The sequence below is a fragment of the Dokdonia sinensis genome (assembly GCF_003688895.1).
GTDB classification, from domain to species: Bacteria; Bacteroidota; Bacteroidia; order Flavobacteriales; family Flavobacteriaceae; genus Dokdonia; species Dokdonia sinensis.
Genome location: NZ_REFV01000025.1, coordinates 1 through 14,726, shown reverse-complemented (window position 1 = coordinate 14,726; position 14,726 = coordinate 1). Strand labels below are relative to the sequence as shown.

The 14,726-nt window shown below is 41.5% G+C and carries 11 protein-coding genes; 5 read left to right on the top strand and 6 right to left on the bottom strand.

Annotation, left to right across the window (positions count from 1 at the left end):
• Nucleotides 1-451: 451 nt before the first annotated feature.
• The 3 genes from EAX61_RS16110 to EAX61_RS16100 are packed head-to-tail and all read left to right on the top strand — an operon-like array spanning nt 452 to nt 4,073.
• Nucleotides 452-1,882 carry an amidohydrolase gene (locus EAX61_RS16110; RefSeq protein WP_121918743.1) on the top strand — a complete coding sequence of 477 codons (1,431 nt, stop codon included), beginning with the start codon at nt 452-454 and terminating at the stop codon, nt 1,880-1,882.
• Nucleotides 1,883-1,892: 10 nt separating this feature from the next.
• A complete protein-coding gene (locus EAX61_RS16105; RefSeq protein ID WP_161555248.1) occupies nt 1,893-3,608 on the top strand; it encodes a T9SS type A sorting domain-containing protein in 1,716 nt (571 codons plus the stop codon).
• A gap of 3 nt (nt 3,609-3,611) precedes the next feature.
• On the top strand, nt 3,612-4,073 hold the full coding sequence (locus EAX61_RS16100; RefSeq protein WP_121918741.1) for a VOC family protein: 462 nt from the start codon (nt 3,612-3,614) through the stop codon (nt 4,071-4,073).
• Nucleotides 4,074-4,121: 48 nt separating this feature from the next.
• Here the strand turns inward: EAX61_RS16100 and EAX61_RS16095 are convergent, their stop codons facing one another.
• The 6 genes from EAX61_RS16095 to EAX61_RS16070 form a co-directional block, all read right to left on the bottom strand.
• Nucleotides 4,122-4,949, bottom strand: a complete 828-nt coding sequence (locus EAX61_RS16095; RefSeq protein WP_121918740.1) for an OmpA family protein — start codon at nt 4,947-4,949, stop codon at nt 4,122-4,124.
• A gap of 40 nt (nt 4,950-4,989) precedes the next feature.
• Nucleotides 4,990-5,469, bottom strand: a complete 480-nt coding sequence (locus EAX61_RS16090) for a thiol-disulfide oxidoreductase DCC family protein (protein WP_121918739.1) — start codon at nt 5,467-5,469, stop codon at nt 4,990-4,992.
• A gap of 1 nt (nt 5,470) precedes the next feature.
• Entirely contained in the window at nt 5,471-7,111 is a 1,641-nt protein-coding gene (locus tag EAX61_RS16085) for an ABC-F family ATP-binding cassette domain-containing protein (RefSeq protein WP_121918738.1), read from the bottom strand.
• Nucleotides 7,112-7,198: 87 nt separating this feature from the next.
• Nucleotides 7,199-7,915 (bottom strand): 6-phosphogluconolactonase, encoded by a 717-nt coding sequence (gene pgl / locus EAX61_RS16080; RefSeq protein WP_121918737.1) that lies wholly within the window; start codon nt 7,913-7,915, stop codon nt 7,199-7,201.
• 129 nt (nt 7,916-8,044) lie between these two features.
• Nucleotides 8,045-8,467, bottom strand: coding sequence for a VOC family protein (locus tag EAX61_RS16075; RefSeq protein WP_121918736.1), 423 nt, complete (start codon nt 8,465-8,467; stop codon nt 8,045-8,047).
• A gap of 87 nt (nt 8,468-8,554) precedes the next feature.
• Entirely contained in the window at nt 8,555-9,349 is a 795-nt protein-coding gene (locus EAX61_RS16070; RefSeq protein WP_121918735.1) for an O-methyltransferase, read from the bottom strand.
• A gap of 173 nt (nt 9,350-9,522) precedes the next feature.
• On the opposite strand from EAX61_RS16070, the gene EAX61_RS16065 reads away from it, so the two are divergent.
• Both EAX61_RS16065 and EAX61_RS16060 read left to right on the top strand, forming a co-directional pair.
• Nucleotides 9,523-9,858 carry a T9SS type A sorting domain-containing protein gene (locus tag EAX61_RS16065; protein ID WP_121918734.1) on the top strand — a complete coding sequence of 112 codons (336 nt, stop codon included), beginning with the start codon at nt 9,523-9,525 and terminating at the stop codon, nt 9,856-9,858.
• A 3-nt stretch (nt 9,859-9,861) separates the two neighbouring features.
• A partial coding sequence (locus EAX61_RS16060) for a PKD-like domain-containing protein (RefSeq protein ID WP_147448392.1) occupies nt 9,862-14,726 on the top strand: 4,865 nt, incomplete at its 3' end.

Genomic DNA, 14,726 nt, shown 5'->3' with positions numbered 1-14,726 from the left:
CGATAAAAATTAAACTCTGGAACACGATCACTTAACTGGAAACTATTAAAAAGTTTTTCTTGATATACCTTCTTGCCTTGCATACCATGAAATTACCTATTTTTAGGGAGTTGTGCAACAGGCACAATGGCTATAAGTAATTGCTTGTTCTCGCCTACTTCTGAAAATCCTCGCGGATTTTCAGTTTGGTGTGTACTTAAAAAGTTAATCGCTAAACCACGCAACTACTCATAGCCAAAACCGTTAAATCAAAAACCCAGCAAAGCCAAAACTCAATGAGTTCTGGCTTTTTTTATATCTAATAAACCTTTCGCGAAAGCGTAACGCCACCTACTTGATTTAAAGCAACTCAACATCATTTACATTCAGAAGAACAATCGGGACATTCCATTTTTTCAAATTCCATATTCTCATTTTGCGTACCTTAGAAGCACACAAACAACCCACCAAAATGAAAAAAGCACTTCTTCTCCTCGCCGTAGGAATCTTTTCGATATCCCTTTCGGCTCAAAAAATGAGCGCTACTAAAAAAGCCGTTATTGCCTCTGTCGAAAAGCACGAGGCCGAACTCATCAAAATTTCAGATGAGATCTGGGCGCTGGCAGAAACCGCTTTTGAAGAAACAAAATCTGCCGAGGTCCTCGCCAGCTATGCCGAAAAAAATGGCTTTACCGTAGACCGTGGTGTTGCGGGGATGCCTACCGCATTTGTGGCTACCTATGGCTCAGGAAGTCCTGTGATTAGTGTTTTGGGCGAATTTGACGCACTGCCCGGCCTGTCTCAAAAAACGGAACCCACAAAAAATCCGCTGGAGGAAGGAAAACCGGGTCACGGCTGTGGTCACAATATGTTTGGCGCAGCAAGTCTGGGCGCAGCAATCGCCATAAAAGAGCAGATAGAAGCCGGGAAGATAAAAGGAACGGTAAAGTTTATGGGAACACCGTCTGAAGAGAAATTCTTTGGAAAAATATGGATGGTACGTGAAGGTGTTTGGGATGGTGTAGACGTAAATGTTTCTTGGCATCCATCTGCCAGTACAAAGGCAGATGTGCAAAGCTCACTCGCACTTGTAGACTTTAAAATAGAATTCTTTGGTCAGGCCGCTCACGCCAGTGCAGACCCGTGGAATGGTCGCTCAGCCTCAGATGCGTTAGAGCTGTATACCACGGGAGTTAATTATTACCGAGAGCACGTAAAACCTACCGTACGTATGCATTATCACATACAAGATGGTGGTCAAGTGGTAAATGTGGTGCCAGACTATTCCCGTCTCTGGATGCGCGTGCGTGATACGGAGCGTAAGGGAATGATGCCGGTGTATGAAAGATTACAAGAAATGGTGGAAGGTGCTGCGATACTTGCAGATGTCGACTATAAAGTCTCGCTTATTTCTGGAATTTACGAGGTTCTTGTAAACAGAACAGGAGGCGCCGTGATGCAAAAAAACCTAGAACTTTTAGGCCCTATCCAATATACGGCTGAGGAAGTCGCCTTTGGTAAAAAAATTCAGGAAGTCACGGGCAAGCCACAAGTTGGGATGGATAGTGATATCAATCCGCTAGAGGATACTAAGGAGAATCCTGGCGGTGGCAGTACAGATGTAGGTGACGTGAGCTGGAACGTGGCAAATATCAATCTAGGTGTAACCACCGCTCCTAAGGACACACCGTGGCACTCGTGGGCCGTTGTTGCTTGTGGTGGGATGTCCATAGGGCACAAAGGAATGACGTATGCCAGCAAAGCAATGTCTATGACAATGCTCGACCTTTTTGAAAACCCAAAACTAGTACAAGAAGTAAAAGCCGAATATAAAGAACGCAAAGGTGACGCCGTTTATGAAGCTATTGTTCCTCCAGGACCACCGCCTGTTCCACAAAACTAAAACAAGTATTATGAAAACCAATCTTTACCTCTTAGCTGGAATTTTAATGATTTCCGCTTTCGCGAAAGCGCAACTAACCTTCTCAGATGCTACTGACCTATTAGTAAATAACAACTTAAGAAGTGGCGTGGCTATGGCCGTGACTGATGTAAACAATGATGGACTGGACGACATCATACGTCTGGACGGTGCTCAAAACCTAGAAATCGAATATCAACAAGAAGACGGCTCCTTTACCCTTGCAGCATTAGGAACGGGCATAGGAGGCCCGTGGGGAATGACCATTGCCGATGTGGATGACAACGGCTTTAACGACATTATTCTTGGTGGATCATACGATGACCTAAAATTGCTCAAAGCAGATGCCTCTGGGACATCTTTTACGGTCGAAACCCTTGACGGTCCAAATATCTTTTTACAAAACGCAAACTTTGTAGACATTAATAACGACGGAAATATCGATTTTTTTGGATGTCACGATGATGGATTATCTAACCCCTATAAAAACGATGGCTCCGGAAACCTTACCTATGACCTAGGACTCATAGATACCTCGAGTACTGTAGCTTCAGACAATTCTGGTAATTATGGTTCTATATGGATGGACTATGATAATGATGGTGACTTGGATCTTTACATTTCTAAGTGTCGTCAGGGTGTAGATGACCCTATGGACGGCCGTCGTTTGAATCTTCTTTTTCAAAACGATGGCAACAATAACTTTACTGATGTCGCCGAAAGTGCTGGCCTGCTTCCTATGACCCAAACGTGGAGCACTAACTTTGAAGATATAGATAATGATGGAGACTTAGATGCGGTAATTGTAAATCATTTTTCTAATCACCAGATTTATGCAAATAACGGAGATGGAACGTTTACAGATATTACCGCTCAAACTGGGGTAGAAACAGCTCTGCAGGAAATAGGGTTTGGCATTCAGGTGATGATGGAAGATTTTGATAATAATGGTTTTATAGATATCTATATGACCACGACAGATGGTGATGATAAAATCCTTCTTAATAACGGGGATATAACATTTACAGAAGCTGTCAATCCTTTTACACGCAATGGGGATCACGTACAGAGCGCCGCGGTAGGTGATTTAAATAATGATGGCTTTATAGACATCATTGCGGGCTATGCGAGTGGTTTTAATAACCCTAGCGACAGCGCAAATGACCAATTATTCTTAAATAACGGCAACGAGAACAACTGGATAAAACTTGACTTAAAAGGAGATGAAAGTAACTCCAATGGAATAGGCGCCCGCATCGAGCTCTATGGAGATTGGGGACTCCAAATACGAGAAGTGCGAGCCGGAGAAAGTTACGGCACACAGAATTCATTGCAAACACATTTTGGAATTGCAACCGCAACAGCTATAGAAAAAGTCATTGTAAGATGGCCTTCTGGAATTGTAGATGAGATTCTTGAACCTTCCATAAACAGAACACTCACGGTGCTCGAGGGAGAAAATGAACTTAGCCTAGTAGATTTCAATACTGGAGATTTCCTCATTTACCCAAACCCTACTAAGGGATCGTTTACTGTGGAGCACACTCGAGATAAGCTAGAGGAAATAACGATTTATGATGTAAATGGTCGTAAACTTGAGGTTTTCAAGCCCGCAGCATTAAAAAATAACATTGACGTTGCACATTTATCTAGTGGTGTGTACTTTGTGAGCGCAGGGAATACCTACAAGAGACTCGTAAAACAATAAATAATGACCGCATTAAAACCTCTTGTCGTACTTTCAATCTTGCTCGCTAGTTTATTTCAAACCCAAGCTCAAGAACCTATGCAATTTACCATAGACCATTATGCCATAAATGTTGTAAACCTTGAACGAAGCGTCGCCTTTTACCAAGATATTTTTGGACTTCAAGAAATCAAGAATGGCACTGGCCTCAGTCATATTAGGTGGTTTCGACTAGGAAACTCACAGGAACTGCATATAATCGAGGTGGACAGTCTGGACAAGAAAATTCCTAAAGGTGTTCATCTTGCACTGGCGGTAGATGATTTTGACCGCTTTCGCGAAAGCGCAAACTCAAAAGAAATAAATTATAGCGACTGGCCCGGAACGCCAAAGGCTATTTCTACACGTTCCGATAATATTCGACAACTATACTTCCAAGACCCAGACGGATACTGGATCGAAGTAAACGATGCGAAGCAATTTTGAAAAATTTCAAATTGAGCTGCCCAAAGTACGCTTTGCAAAAGTGATGTACTACTCTAGTATCGTGATCTCTACCCGTCTGTTTTTAGTTTCTTCCCAATCGAGAGGTTCTAGATAAGCGAGACCCTCATATGCCATTCGGTCGGGTGAAATTCCCTTGCGTATTAGATAATCGTACACGGCCTTTGCTCTGTCCAAAGAAAGTGTGTTAGACTTTGTTCTATTATTTGTTCCGTCCTCTTCTGGAGATTTATCCATAGAACAGCAAATGTGACCTGTGAGTTTAATTTTACGATTAGGGTAACCATTCATAAATCGTAACAATTTACGAAGGGTGATCTCACTACTCGATCCTAACATTCTATCAGTTCCACCCTGAAAGAAAATACCAAAAAGTACTGTTTTTTCATTTATTTCTAGCTCACTATAAGAAGTGATATCTAGCCTGCGAGAAGAGAGCATACGCCTTTTATTTCCTGTAGCTATGGGTTCATCTTTTTTAAACTGAGTGCTATCTGGAATGTTGCGTTCTGTAATAGTTATGGTGGCGTCTACCCTACGCTCTTCCCAAGAATATCCGTCCAACTCTCCGATGGCATCCGTTTGATTTACTTTGAGCGGTGCTAGATAATCCTTCACCGTTTTGATTCTTGCTTGTGCAAGTTTGAGATTATAAGCATCACTCGCATAAGCATTTGCATATCCTGTTAATACAATCGTGATGGAGTCCCTTTGAAAAAGAAGTTTTAAGCTATCTGCTTTTTTCTTTTGGCTCATTATCAAATGTGCACCGTCATTAGGAAAATAAAAAGAAAAGATTTGTACTTCCTGCGCTTGAACACATAGAACAGAAAAAAGACAGAGTAATACTGTTTTCATAAAGAGAATTTATTTAAAACTGAGCAGGTAGAACTAAATATCACAGAAGGCACCTATGTAACCAACCCATAAATATGCATAAACCTATCAAATATAATACCCAATAATACCGAAGTCGTTGAGGATTCTTCCCAAAGAAGTTAATGGTCATTTTATAGTAAAATGACCTGTTCTTTGCAATGTGATTGTATCCAAAATCACTGAGCCACTCAAACCATCGCTGTGAGCGATACAGTTTGTGCCAAAAGGAATTCCCCGAAACGTAAAGTGAGCGATATGCGCTGTCTGGACCGCTATAGATTTGACCGTCAGTATCAATAAATCTACTGGCTTTCTTAAATTCCTTTACAGGAATATCTGGAAAATTTTCGGTCACTTGTTGATAGGGCTTGAAGGATAACTTTCCATTTGTGCGCATTTCCCAGCGCGTTTTCCAAAACTTGCAGAACGTACAATCACCGTCCCATACCAATGTTGGTATTTGAGGGGGATAGACTGTGCTTTCTATTTTCTGGAACATACTAAGCCTTCATCAAGTCTATCTCCTTGAGATTCTCAATCCTATTGCGTTTTAAGAAATCATCTATGGTTTCAAAATGTTCAATAACACGCTTTTCTTTAAACTCAAAAACCTTTTTTGAAAGTCCGCGCAGGAAGTCACGGTCGTGACTTACGAGAATTAAAGTGCCGTCAAAGGTTTGCAAAGCTTCCTTAAGCACGTCTTTTGATTTAATGTCAAGATGGTTTGTAGGCTCATCGAGAATGAGAAGATTTACAGGCTCCAGCAATAGTTTTACCATCGCCAGTCTTGTTTTCTCTCCGCCAGAAAGCACACTGACTTTCTTCTCGATATCGTCTCCGGAAAACATAAAACGGCCTAGGATATTTTTTACTTGGGTACGCACGTCACCTTTAGCAACTTCATCTACGGTTTGGAAAACCGTAAGTTCAGGATCGAGTAAGGCGGCCTGATTTTGCGCAAAGTAGCCCACTTTTACATTATGTCCTAGCTGGCAATCGCCTTGTACCTCTATCTCCCCGAGAATGGCTTTTATCATGGTAGATTTTCCTTCTCCATTTCTACCGACGAAACTTACTTTTTCGCCTCGAGCGATATCCATACTGGCATCGCTAAAGACAACGTGATCATCATATTTCTTTGTCAGTCCTTTAACCTTTACAGGGAAATCTCCAGAACGCGGCGCCGGCGGAAAACGCAAGGCTAAGGCAGACGTGTCCACTTCATCTATCTCGATAATATCAAGCTTCTCGAGCATACGCTCACGAGAAGTCACTTGATTGGTCTTGCTATAAGTCCCTTTAAATCTGTCTATAAACGCCTGATTATCTGCAATGAATTTTTGTTGTTCTTGGTAAGCCTTGATCTGGTGAGAACGGCGGTCTGCCCGTAGTTCTAGGTAATGAGAATAGTTTGCCTTATAATCGTAAATGCGTCCCATCGTGACCTCGATGGTTCTATTAGTAATATTGTCTATAAATGCCTTATCGTGGGAGATTACAATTACTGCCTTTGCTTTATTGATAAGAAAATCCTCTAGCCAAATAACAGACTCAATATCCACGTGGTTCGTAGGCTCATCCAGCAGAATTAAGTCAGGTTTTTTGAGCAGGATTTTTGCAAGCTCGATGCGCATACGCCAGCCTCCCGAGAATTCGCTCGTGGGACGGTCAAAATCCGTTCCTTTAAATCCTAAACCTTTGAGTGCCTTCTCTACATCTTCTTCAATATTTGTTTCCTCGATGGCATAATATTTTTCTCCTAGCTCAGAAACTTTTGTAATGATGTCCATATAGCCATCAGACTCATAATCGGTGCGAGTTCCTAGCTCCTTGTTAAGACGGTCCATCTCGGCCTTCATTTCTAGAATGTGGGAGAAAGCTTTAGACGCTTCTTCCATCACCGTACAATCATCATCAGTAAGTAAATGTTGCGGTAAGTAAGCTATTACAGCATCTTTGGGAGTACGCACATTACCTTTATTGGGTTTTTGGACTCCAGCAATGATCTTCATCATTGTGGACTTTCCGGCGCCATTTTTACCCATTAAAGCTATTTTATCATTCTCATTTATAGAAAATGAGACATTGCTAAAAAGCGTGTCGCCACTAAAGGATACTTCAAGATTATCTACTGCAATCATATTAAAATTTTGAGGATGCAAAAATAGGCAAAAGCGCGCCTATGAGATAGATTTAAAAAATCTTCTACCAAGAAGTAAACAAAAGCTCTAATTCTGTATCCCTTGGGATGCTTCTGTATCCATAAACCAATGTAATTCTCCATCTACAGGAGCTACGAGGCTTGCGGGGTACTGAAGATAACCATCTTCTTTATTAAAAATCGTTTTGATTTTTTCGGCTTTACTTTTTCCTGTAATGAGAAAGGCAACCGTTGCCGCATTATTTATGACGTCGCCAGTAATCGTGACTCGTTTTTGACCAGAATCAGGATGTGTTGCAACAGCACACCATGCATCTGAATCCCAAAGCTCAATCTCGTGCGGAAAAATAGAAGCCGTATGACCATCATCCCCCATACCTAAAATCACGAGGTCAAACTGCGGCACTTCATTTTCCATTCGTAATTCCTTTTCTAAAACCAAACCATAGCGTTGCGCCTCAAACTGAGGATTATTCTCGCCCTGAATGCGAAAAATATTAGCTTCTGGAATTTCAATTTTTGAAAACAAATGGTCTACTGTCATTTTGTAATTGCTCTGCTCATCTGTAGGAGCAACACAACGCTCATCTCCCCAAAAGAAATAAAACTTAGACCAATCTACCTTGTCACCAAAATCTGCTGCAAGAATGTCAAAAATAACCTTTGGCGTGCTTCCGCCAGAAAGCGCGACGGTCACCTTCTCTTTATCCTGCGCAAAATCAATTAAAAATTTTGAAAATTCTTGTGCAACGTCTTGTTTCGTGTTTGATATGTGGAGGTTCATTTGATTGTTGGTTGTTTGCGGTAGTTTCGAGACAATTTTAATTTTTCACTTTCGTGAAAAAGTAAAATCACTCAACCACCTTATATTGTTTCTTTAAGCTTGACTTCGATTTCAAATTCAAGTTCGCGTTCAATTTCTTTTCGGCATATTTTCCATATCCATATATAGGACATTCCAGCGGTGCCCGTCTAGATCTGAGAAGCCGCACGTGTACATCCATCCTTGCAGTAATTGCGGTTCCAGATAAACCGTACCGCCAGCTTTTTTGGCAACTTCGGCATAATCGTGTACTTCTTCCCTACTCTGGGCATCTATATTAAGGAGCACTTCGCTACTTAAATTTGTGTCTGTTACCTTGTGGCTGGTATATTCTTCGAACGTAGCATCTGGAAAGAGCATCATCCCTACCTTCTGCTCTCCTATAAAAAATCGCGCCATATGGTTGTTACTGGGATGCATCTCGCTTTCGCGAAAGCGTAATGCTCTGTAAAATTCCGTAGCTTTTGCCACATCTTTTACGGGTAGATTGAACCAAAATTGCTTTGTTGTCATAGTTATTCTTTTTTTAGGATAGTCAAGAACCTTTCAAAATTAAAGATAATACCTGTCTTACATAAAAGAGAGTGTCATTTTTAATTCCTAAAGCCGAATTAAAAAGTCTTCCCGCGCCTGTTCTTTCCTGAAAAATACAAATCCCAACCAGAAGCAATCTATTGTTACGGTTACCATTTCCATAGCTTTTATAGCTTTCCAAGCGGCAGTCATTTCTGGTGACCAATGTATATCGTCCAGAATCCATACCGTGTCATTATGCACCGTAGGTAGCAGCAGATTTACATAAGATAGGGTTGCTTCTTTAGCGTGATTGCCGTCAAAATAAATTAAGTCTAAGGTTGAGGGAAGCAGCTTTTTTTCGCTCTTCTCAGAATACGACTCTAGCGTATCGTAAAAACGCCCCACAACAACATCGACATTTATAACTCCCATACGTTTAAGCATCTCCCTAGCAACTTGAGCCGTCTCTGGGCAACCTTCAAGGCTCGTTACTTGTGAACCAGACCGGGCAGCAAGAGCTACCGTTCCCATCCCTACTGAAGTACCTATTTCAAGAATGGATTGCATCTCAAAATAATGTACCAATCGAGCCAGCAGTTTCATACGTTTTTTACGGGCACCAGCGTGCTTTGCAATAGCAGCAATTTTTCGCTCACTACCTTTAAAAACTCGCGATCCTGCGCCAAAATCTGTTACCGTAATCGTCCTTTTATCGCCCAGTAGGGCTTTTCTATACTGTTTAAGACGTTTATAATAAGGCTTTGGTTCTTTATCATAAAAGCACTTGGTCACCAGATCATACACAAAGGGAGAATGTATGCCGTGCTCATTTTTTGCCTTTCGGCGAAATTTTAAAAAGTGCTTGGCTTGGTAGAGCATATAATTGAGATACTATAAACGAATGTCCAAATTCTTTTTAATATAGACAAGATTTGAGGAAGTATAGAGCATTCCTGATTATAATCTAGAGCATATGCGCTACACAAAACCACTTTGATTTAACAGTTTTTTCACATAATTTTCATATTTTCATCGCCTTAAACACCCTATGTATGAAAATCCTACTTAAAGCCCTAGTTCTAGGCTGTTTTTTATTGGTTACAACCTCTAGTTATTCACAATCAGAAGGAAACAATCCAAAACCTATTAATCTTTTATCAAAAAACATTCAAGGATCTGCAGTTATAGAATATTCTTTTCCTATTGAAACTAATTTTACTGTCGAAATTTTAGACAAAAATCAGAAGATAGTAAAGTCTTTTGAAGAAGTGGCACTAATCGAAGCTACTAAAAAATATGATCTCAGTTTCCTCCTTAAAGGAAAATATAACCTGAAGTTCAAATCAGGAAATACGATTTTACACGAACAACAAATCGAAAAACTGTAATAAATGAAAACTTTCCCTAAACACATTGTAGCATTTATTTTCCTCTTTTTAGGAAGTTTTGCTGTTCAGTCTCAGGTTTGTGATATCCTAGAACCTATATGCACTAGTCAAGATGGATTAAACAATACAGCCTCTGATCCTTCGCCTATCCCAATTAACGGTCCTTGTACAAATATAGATGGAGATCGAGTTGCTTGGTATTTCATTTTAATCGATGAAGTCTCGACTTTTACTTTTCAGATTGAACCTACAACTCCTAATGATTACGATTTCGCAGTTTGGCTAAATGCAGATTGTGACAATATGGGAACTCCTGATCGAATAAATTATTCAGGTACTCCTGGAAATACAGGTCTGAGTACGACATCAACAAACAATTGTCAAGGAGCAGGAGGAAGCCCACAATCTAGTCCAATCAATGTGGTGCCGGGAGATGAAATCATAATTGCAGTTGATCGATTTTCAGCTTCTTTTAATATGTTTGATTTGACTTTTGGTGAACCATCAGCATTAGATTGCTCAGTAGTAGGTTCTCAGCTTTGTGAAGGAGATACCGAAACATTAGATGCTACAGATCCTTTAGCTACAAACTATCAATGGAGTTTTGATGATGGAATGGGTGGTGGTCCAGTTGTTATTTTTAATGGCCCTGGATTCAATACTATCGATGTAATGGATACTGGTTTTTATGAGGTAATTATTTCTCTACCCTCAGGTGCTACCAATACGGAACAATTTGATGTTGTCTTCAATCCATTTCCAGTAATTGCAAATCCAGGTAATCAAATTGCCTGTGATTCATTTACACTACCAGACATTGCAACTTTAGTGACAGATGCCTACGCACCAGAATATAGAACAGCGAGCCAAGCAATGGGCGGAGGAACAGCCATTGCAAATAATAGTACAATAACCACAACACAAGATATTTGGATATTTGATACATCTCCGATACCTTCTAATTGCTCAGATGAGGAAATGTTTACGGTTACTATTAATCAAACACCTACAGGAACAAATGCTACTGAAGATATTTGTACAGGTACAGCGCTAGCGCACGATCTAAATGGCGATGTAGACATAGCATCTACATTCTCTTGGAGCGCAGCAGACAATCCAAATGTAACAGGAGAAACGACGGCGACTTCTACCGCATCAGACATTACCGACACTCTTACGAACACAAGTACAACAGATCAAGATGTAATATATACGGTAACACCTACTGCCACTGGGCCAGGAATGTGTGCGGGAGCACCGTTTACAGTTACCGTAACTGTCAGTCCAGAGCCCGTCGGGACAAATGCTACAGAAACATCCTGTAGTGGTATAGCGCTAGCTCACGACCTCACGGCAGATGTCAATATCCCATCAACCTTCTCGTGGCAAGCAGCAGATAATCCTAATGTTACAGGAGAAACGACAGCAACCAGTACGGCAACCTCAATTACTGATATCCTTACTAATGTTACTACGATGCCTGAAACGGTAATCTATACCGTGATCCCTACAGGAAGTGGATTCACTACAAATTGTGTAGGAGCGGCCTTTACGGTAACTGTCACGGTAAATCCAGAACCAGTAGGAACAGATGCTACAGAGCAGGTTTGTGAAGGAACTCCACTCGCTCACGATCTTAATGCAGATGTAAATATTCCAGCTATGTTTTCTTGGCTCGCGGCAGATAATCCAAATATTACAGGAGAAACAACTGTTGCGACAACCACAGATAACATTACTGATACGCTCATCAATACAGGAACTGCTATTGAGACAGTAATCTACACCATTACTCCTACAAGCGACCCATTAGGTTGCGTGGGAGATACATTTGAACTTGTAGTTACTGTGTTCCCGCAACCTGTTGGCACAAATGCTACAGAGGATATTTGTTCTCAAGACACGCTAGCACACGACCTCACAGCAGATGTTGATGTAGCTTCCACCTTCAGCTGGATGGCAGCAGATAATCCTAACGTTACAGGTGAAACTACCACAATGGCTACGGCAACGGATATTACGGATACACTTGTAAACACCTCTATTGCAGATCAAGATGTAGTTTATACAGTAACTCCTACATCTACAACCGCTGGAATGTGCCCTGGAGCTCCGTTTACAGTAACGGTAACCGTAAGCCCAGAACCTGTAGGTACAAACGCTACCGAAACGTTGTGTAGTGATGTAGCACTAGCTCACGATTTAAATGCAGATGTTAATATTCCATCTACATTCTCTTGGCTGGCGACAGATAATCCTGACGTAACAGGAGAAACGACTACGCCCAGCACTCCAACTTCAATTACTGATGTATTAAATAACGTGTCTGGTACTCCTCAAATAGTCGTGTATACAGTTACTCCTACAGGAAGTGGATTCACATCAGATTGTCCTGGGACTCCTTTTACAGTGACCGTAACTGTAAATCCAGAACCAGTAGGAACAGATGCTACGGAACAAGTTTGTGAAGGTACGGCGCTTGCTCACGATTTAAATGGAGATGTTGACATTGCCTCAACTTTTTCTTGGAGTGCTGCAGATAATACAAATATTACTGGTGAGACTACAACTACAACTACTACAGACCTCATAACAGATACTCTTATTAATACAGGAACGGCTATTGAAACGGTCACCTACACCATAACTCCTACGAGTGATCCACTAGGTTGTGTTGGAGAAACATTTGAGCTTGTCGTTACCGTATTCCCACAACCTATAGGTACTGATGCTACAGAGGACGTATGTTCTCAAGATACACTAGCACACGATCTTACAATGGATGTTGATGTGGCATCAACATTCAGTTGGATCGCTACGGATAATCCAAACGTATCGGGTGAGACGACAACCGTAACAACTACGTCAGATATCACAGACACTCTAGTAAATATATCTCTTACAGATCAAGACGTTGTTTACACAGTTACACCAACATCTACAAGTGTTGGTATGTGTCCAGGAGCACCGTTTACAGTAACAATAACCGTAAGCCCGGAACCTGTAGGCACAAACGCTACCGAAACTTTATGCAGTGATATTGCGTTAGCCCACGATTTAACGGCAGATGTGGGTATTCCTTCTACTTTCTCTTGGCTGGCGATAGATAACCCTGACGTAACAGGAGAGACGACAGTAGCAAATACGGCTACAACTATAACGGATGTTCTTAATAATGTCTCTGGGTTGGCACAAACAGTAATTTATACTGTCACGCCTACAGGAACTGGTTTTACATCAGATTGTCCTGGAACTCCATTTACAGTCACAGTTACAGTTAATCCAGAACCAGTTGGAGATGGTATTGCAAGCAATCAAGAAATCTGTACAACAGAAACCCTCAACATTGATCTCGATCCCACGGTGACATTGCCTTCTACTTTTTCTTGGGAGGCTGTAGACAACCCAAACGTTACTGGAGAGACACTTGCTCCTGGCAATCCAACATCAATTATAGATGACACGCTCACAAATACCACAACGGTAGATACTACTGTAGAATATATTATAACACCCACAAGCACCGCAGATGGTTGTACAGGGGATCCATATTCTATATTTGTGACAGTTGTAGCGACTCCTATACTCGACCCTATAGCAGATCAGAATGAATGTGACACTTTTACATTCCCAGAAATTACCCAAATGGGAGCCGCGCGTCCTAATGCATACTTTGCAACAAATCCTGATGGAACTGGAGATACCTATACTCAAGGACAGACTATTACTTATTTTGACTTCTTTCCGAACCAATATCCAGTCACCATATACACTTACGAGGTAACCACGGGAACCGCTGCTTGTGAGAGTCCGCAAAACTCATTTGCCCTTACAATTGTGCGTTCTCCCGAGGCAACAACACCAGCAGACTATCCTCTTTGTGATGACAACAATGATGGCATAGAGCTTTATGATTTAACAAGCCGAAATGCAGAAGTTCTTGGCGCATTAGATCCTGCGAACCATGATATTATTTGGTTTGACAATGTAGCAGATGCAAATGACCAAACAGCCGTCTCAACCATTCCAGATGAAACAATGCATCCCTTTGCTGCAGACTTCCCCATAACAACTCCACCTACACAAGTAGTATTTGCTCGAGTAACGGAGCAATCTAGCGGAGTTGATTGCTTCAGCGTCGTACCACTTACTTTAGTTTTAAATCCGGATCCTGTCCTTTTTGACGATATGGCAACCTTTGAAGTATGTGATGATAATGTTCCTGATGGGATTGTAATGGTAGATTTGAGTATCAATGATCAAAACATTGCTGGTCCCAATACGCCTGCTGACTTTACAGTTTCTTATCATAATACACCTCAAGATGCTATAGATGGTGTTGCTGGTGTAGATAAATTCAATTACCAGACACTTCCTCCACCTTATCCATATACACTATATACTCGAGTAACAAATAATATCACAGGATGCCACGATGAAGGCGAAATTGCGATTACCGTACTCCAAGCCCCTTCGGTCTTTGCCCCTACTCCCTACGAGCTCTGCGACCCCGACAATGATGACAGCACCACCTTTATGCTCTCGTCCAAGAACGATGAGATCAGGGCCGGTAACCCCACCCTTGTCATCACCTACTACCGTACCCAGGCAGAAGCAGAGGCAGATCCGCCAAACGTAACCAATGCTCTAGATCAGAACATATATACAAACAACTCGAACCCAGAGACCGTCTGGGCACGTGTGGAGAATGCTGGTGGCTGCGCCACGGTTGTTCCCGTTGAGCTCATCGTTCTAGACACCCCAATGCCCAATGACACTCCTGACGACTATGCTCTTTGTGATTTTGACGGGGATGGTCTTGAGGTTTTTGATCTTACCAGCCGTGAGATGGATGTCCTTGGCGGGCT

What these genes read in the sequence shown, in the direction of transcription:
- EAX61_RS16110 (WP_121918743.1), top strand. Translation starts at nt 452, where the DNA reads ATGAAAAAAGCACTTCTTCTCCTCGCCGTAGGAATCTTTTCGATATCC.
- EAX61_RS16105 (WP_161555248.1), top strand. Translation starts at nt 1,893, where the DNA reads ATGAAAACCAATCTTTACCTCTTAGCTGGAATTTTAATGATTTCCGCT.
- EAX61_RS16100 (WP_121918741.1), top strand. Translation starts at nt 3,612, where the DNA reads ATGACCGCATTAAAACCTCTTGTCGTACTTTCAATCTTGCTCGCTAGT.
- EAX61_RS16095 (WP_121918740.1), bottom strand. Translation starts at nt 4,949, where the DNA reads ATGAAAACAGTATTACTCTGTCTTTTTTCTGTTCTATGTGTTCAAGCG.
- EAX61_RS16090 (WP_121918739.1), bottom strand. Translation starts at nt 5,469, where the DNA reads ATGTTCCAGAAAATAGAAAGCACAGTCTATCCCCCTCAAATACCAACA.
- EAX61_RS16085 (WP_121918738.1), bottom strand. Translation starts at nt 7,111, where the DNA reads ATGATTGCAGTAGATAATCTTGAAGTATCCTTTAGTGGCGACACGCTT.
- pgl (WP_121918737.1), bottom strand. Translation starts at nt 7,915, where the DNA reads ATGAACCTCCACATATCAAACACGAAACAAGACGTTGCACAAGAATTT.
- EAX61_RS16075 (WP_121918736.1), bottom strand. Translation starts at nt 8,467, where the DNA reads ATGACAACAAAGCAATTTTGGTTCAATCTACCCGTAAAAGATGTGGCA.
- EAX61_RS16070 (WP_121918735.1), bottom strand. Translation starts at nt 9,349, where the DNA reads ATGCTCTACCAAGCCAAGCACTTTTTAAAATTTCGCCGAAAGGCAAAA.
- EAX61_RS16065 (WP_121918734.1), top strand. Translation starts at nt 9,523, where the DNA reads ATGAAAATCCTACTTAAAGCCCTAGTTCTAGGCTGTTTTTTATTGGTT.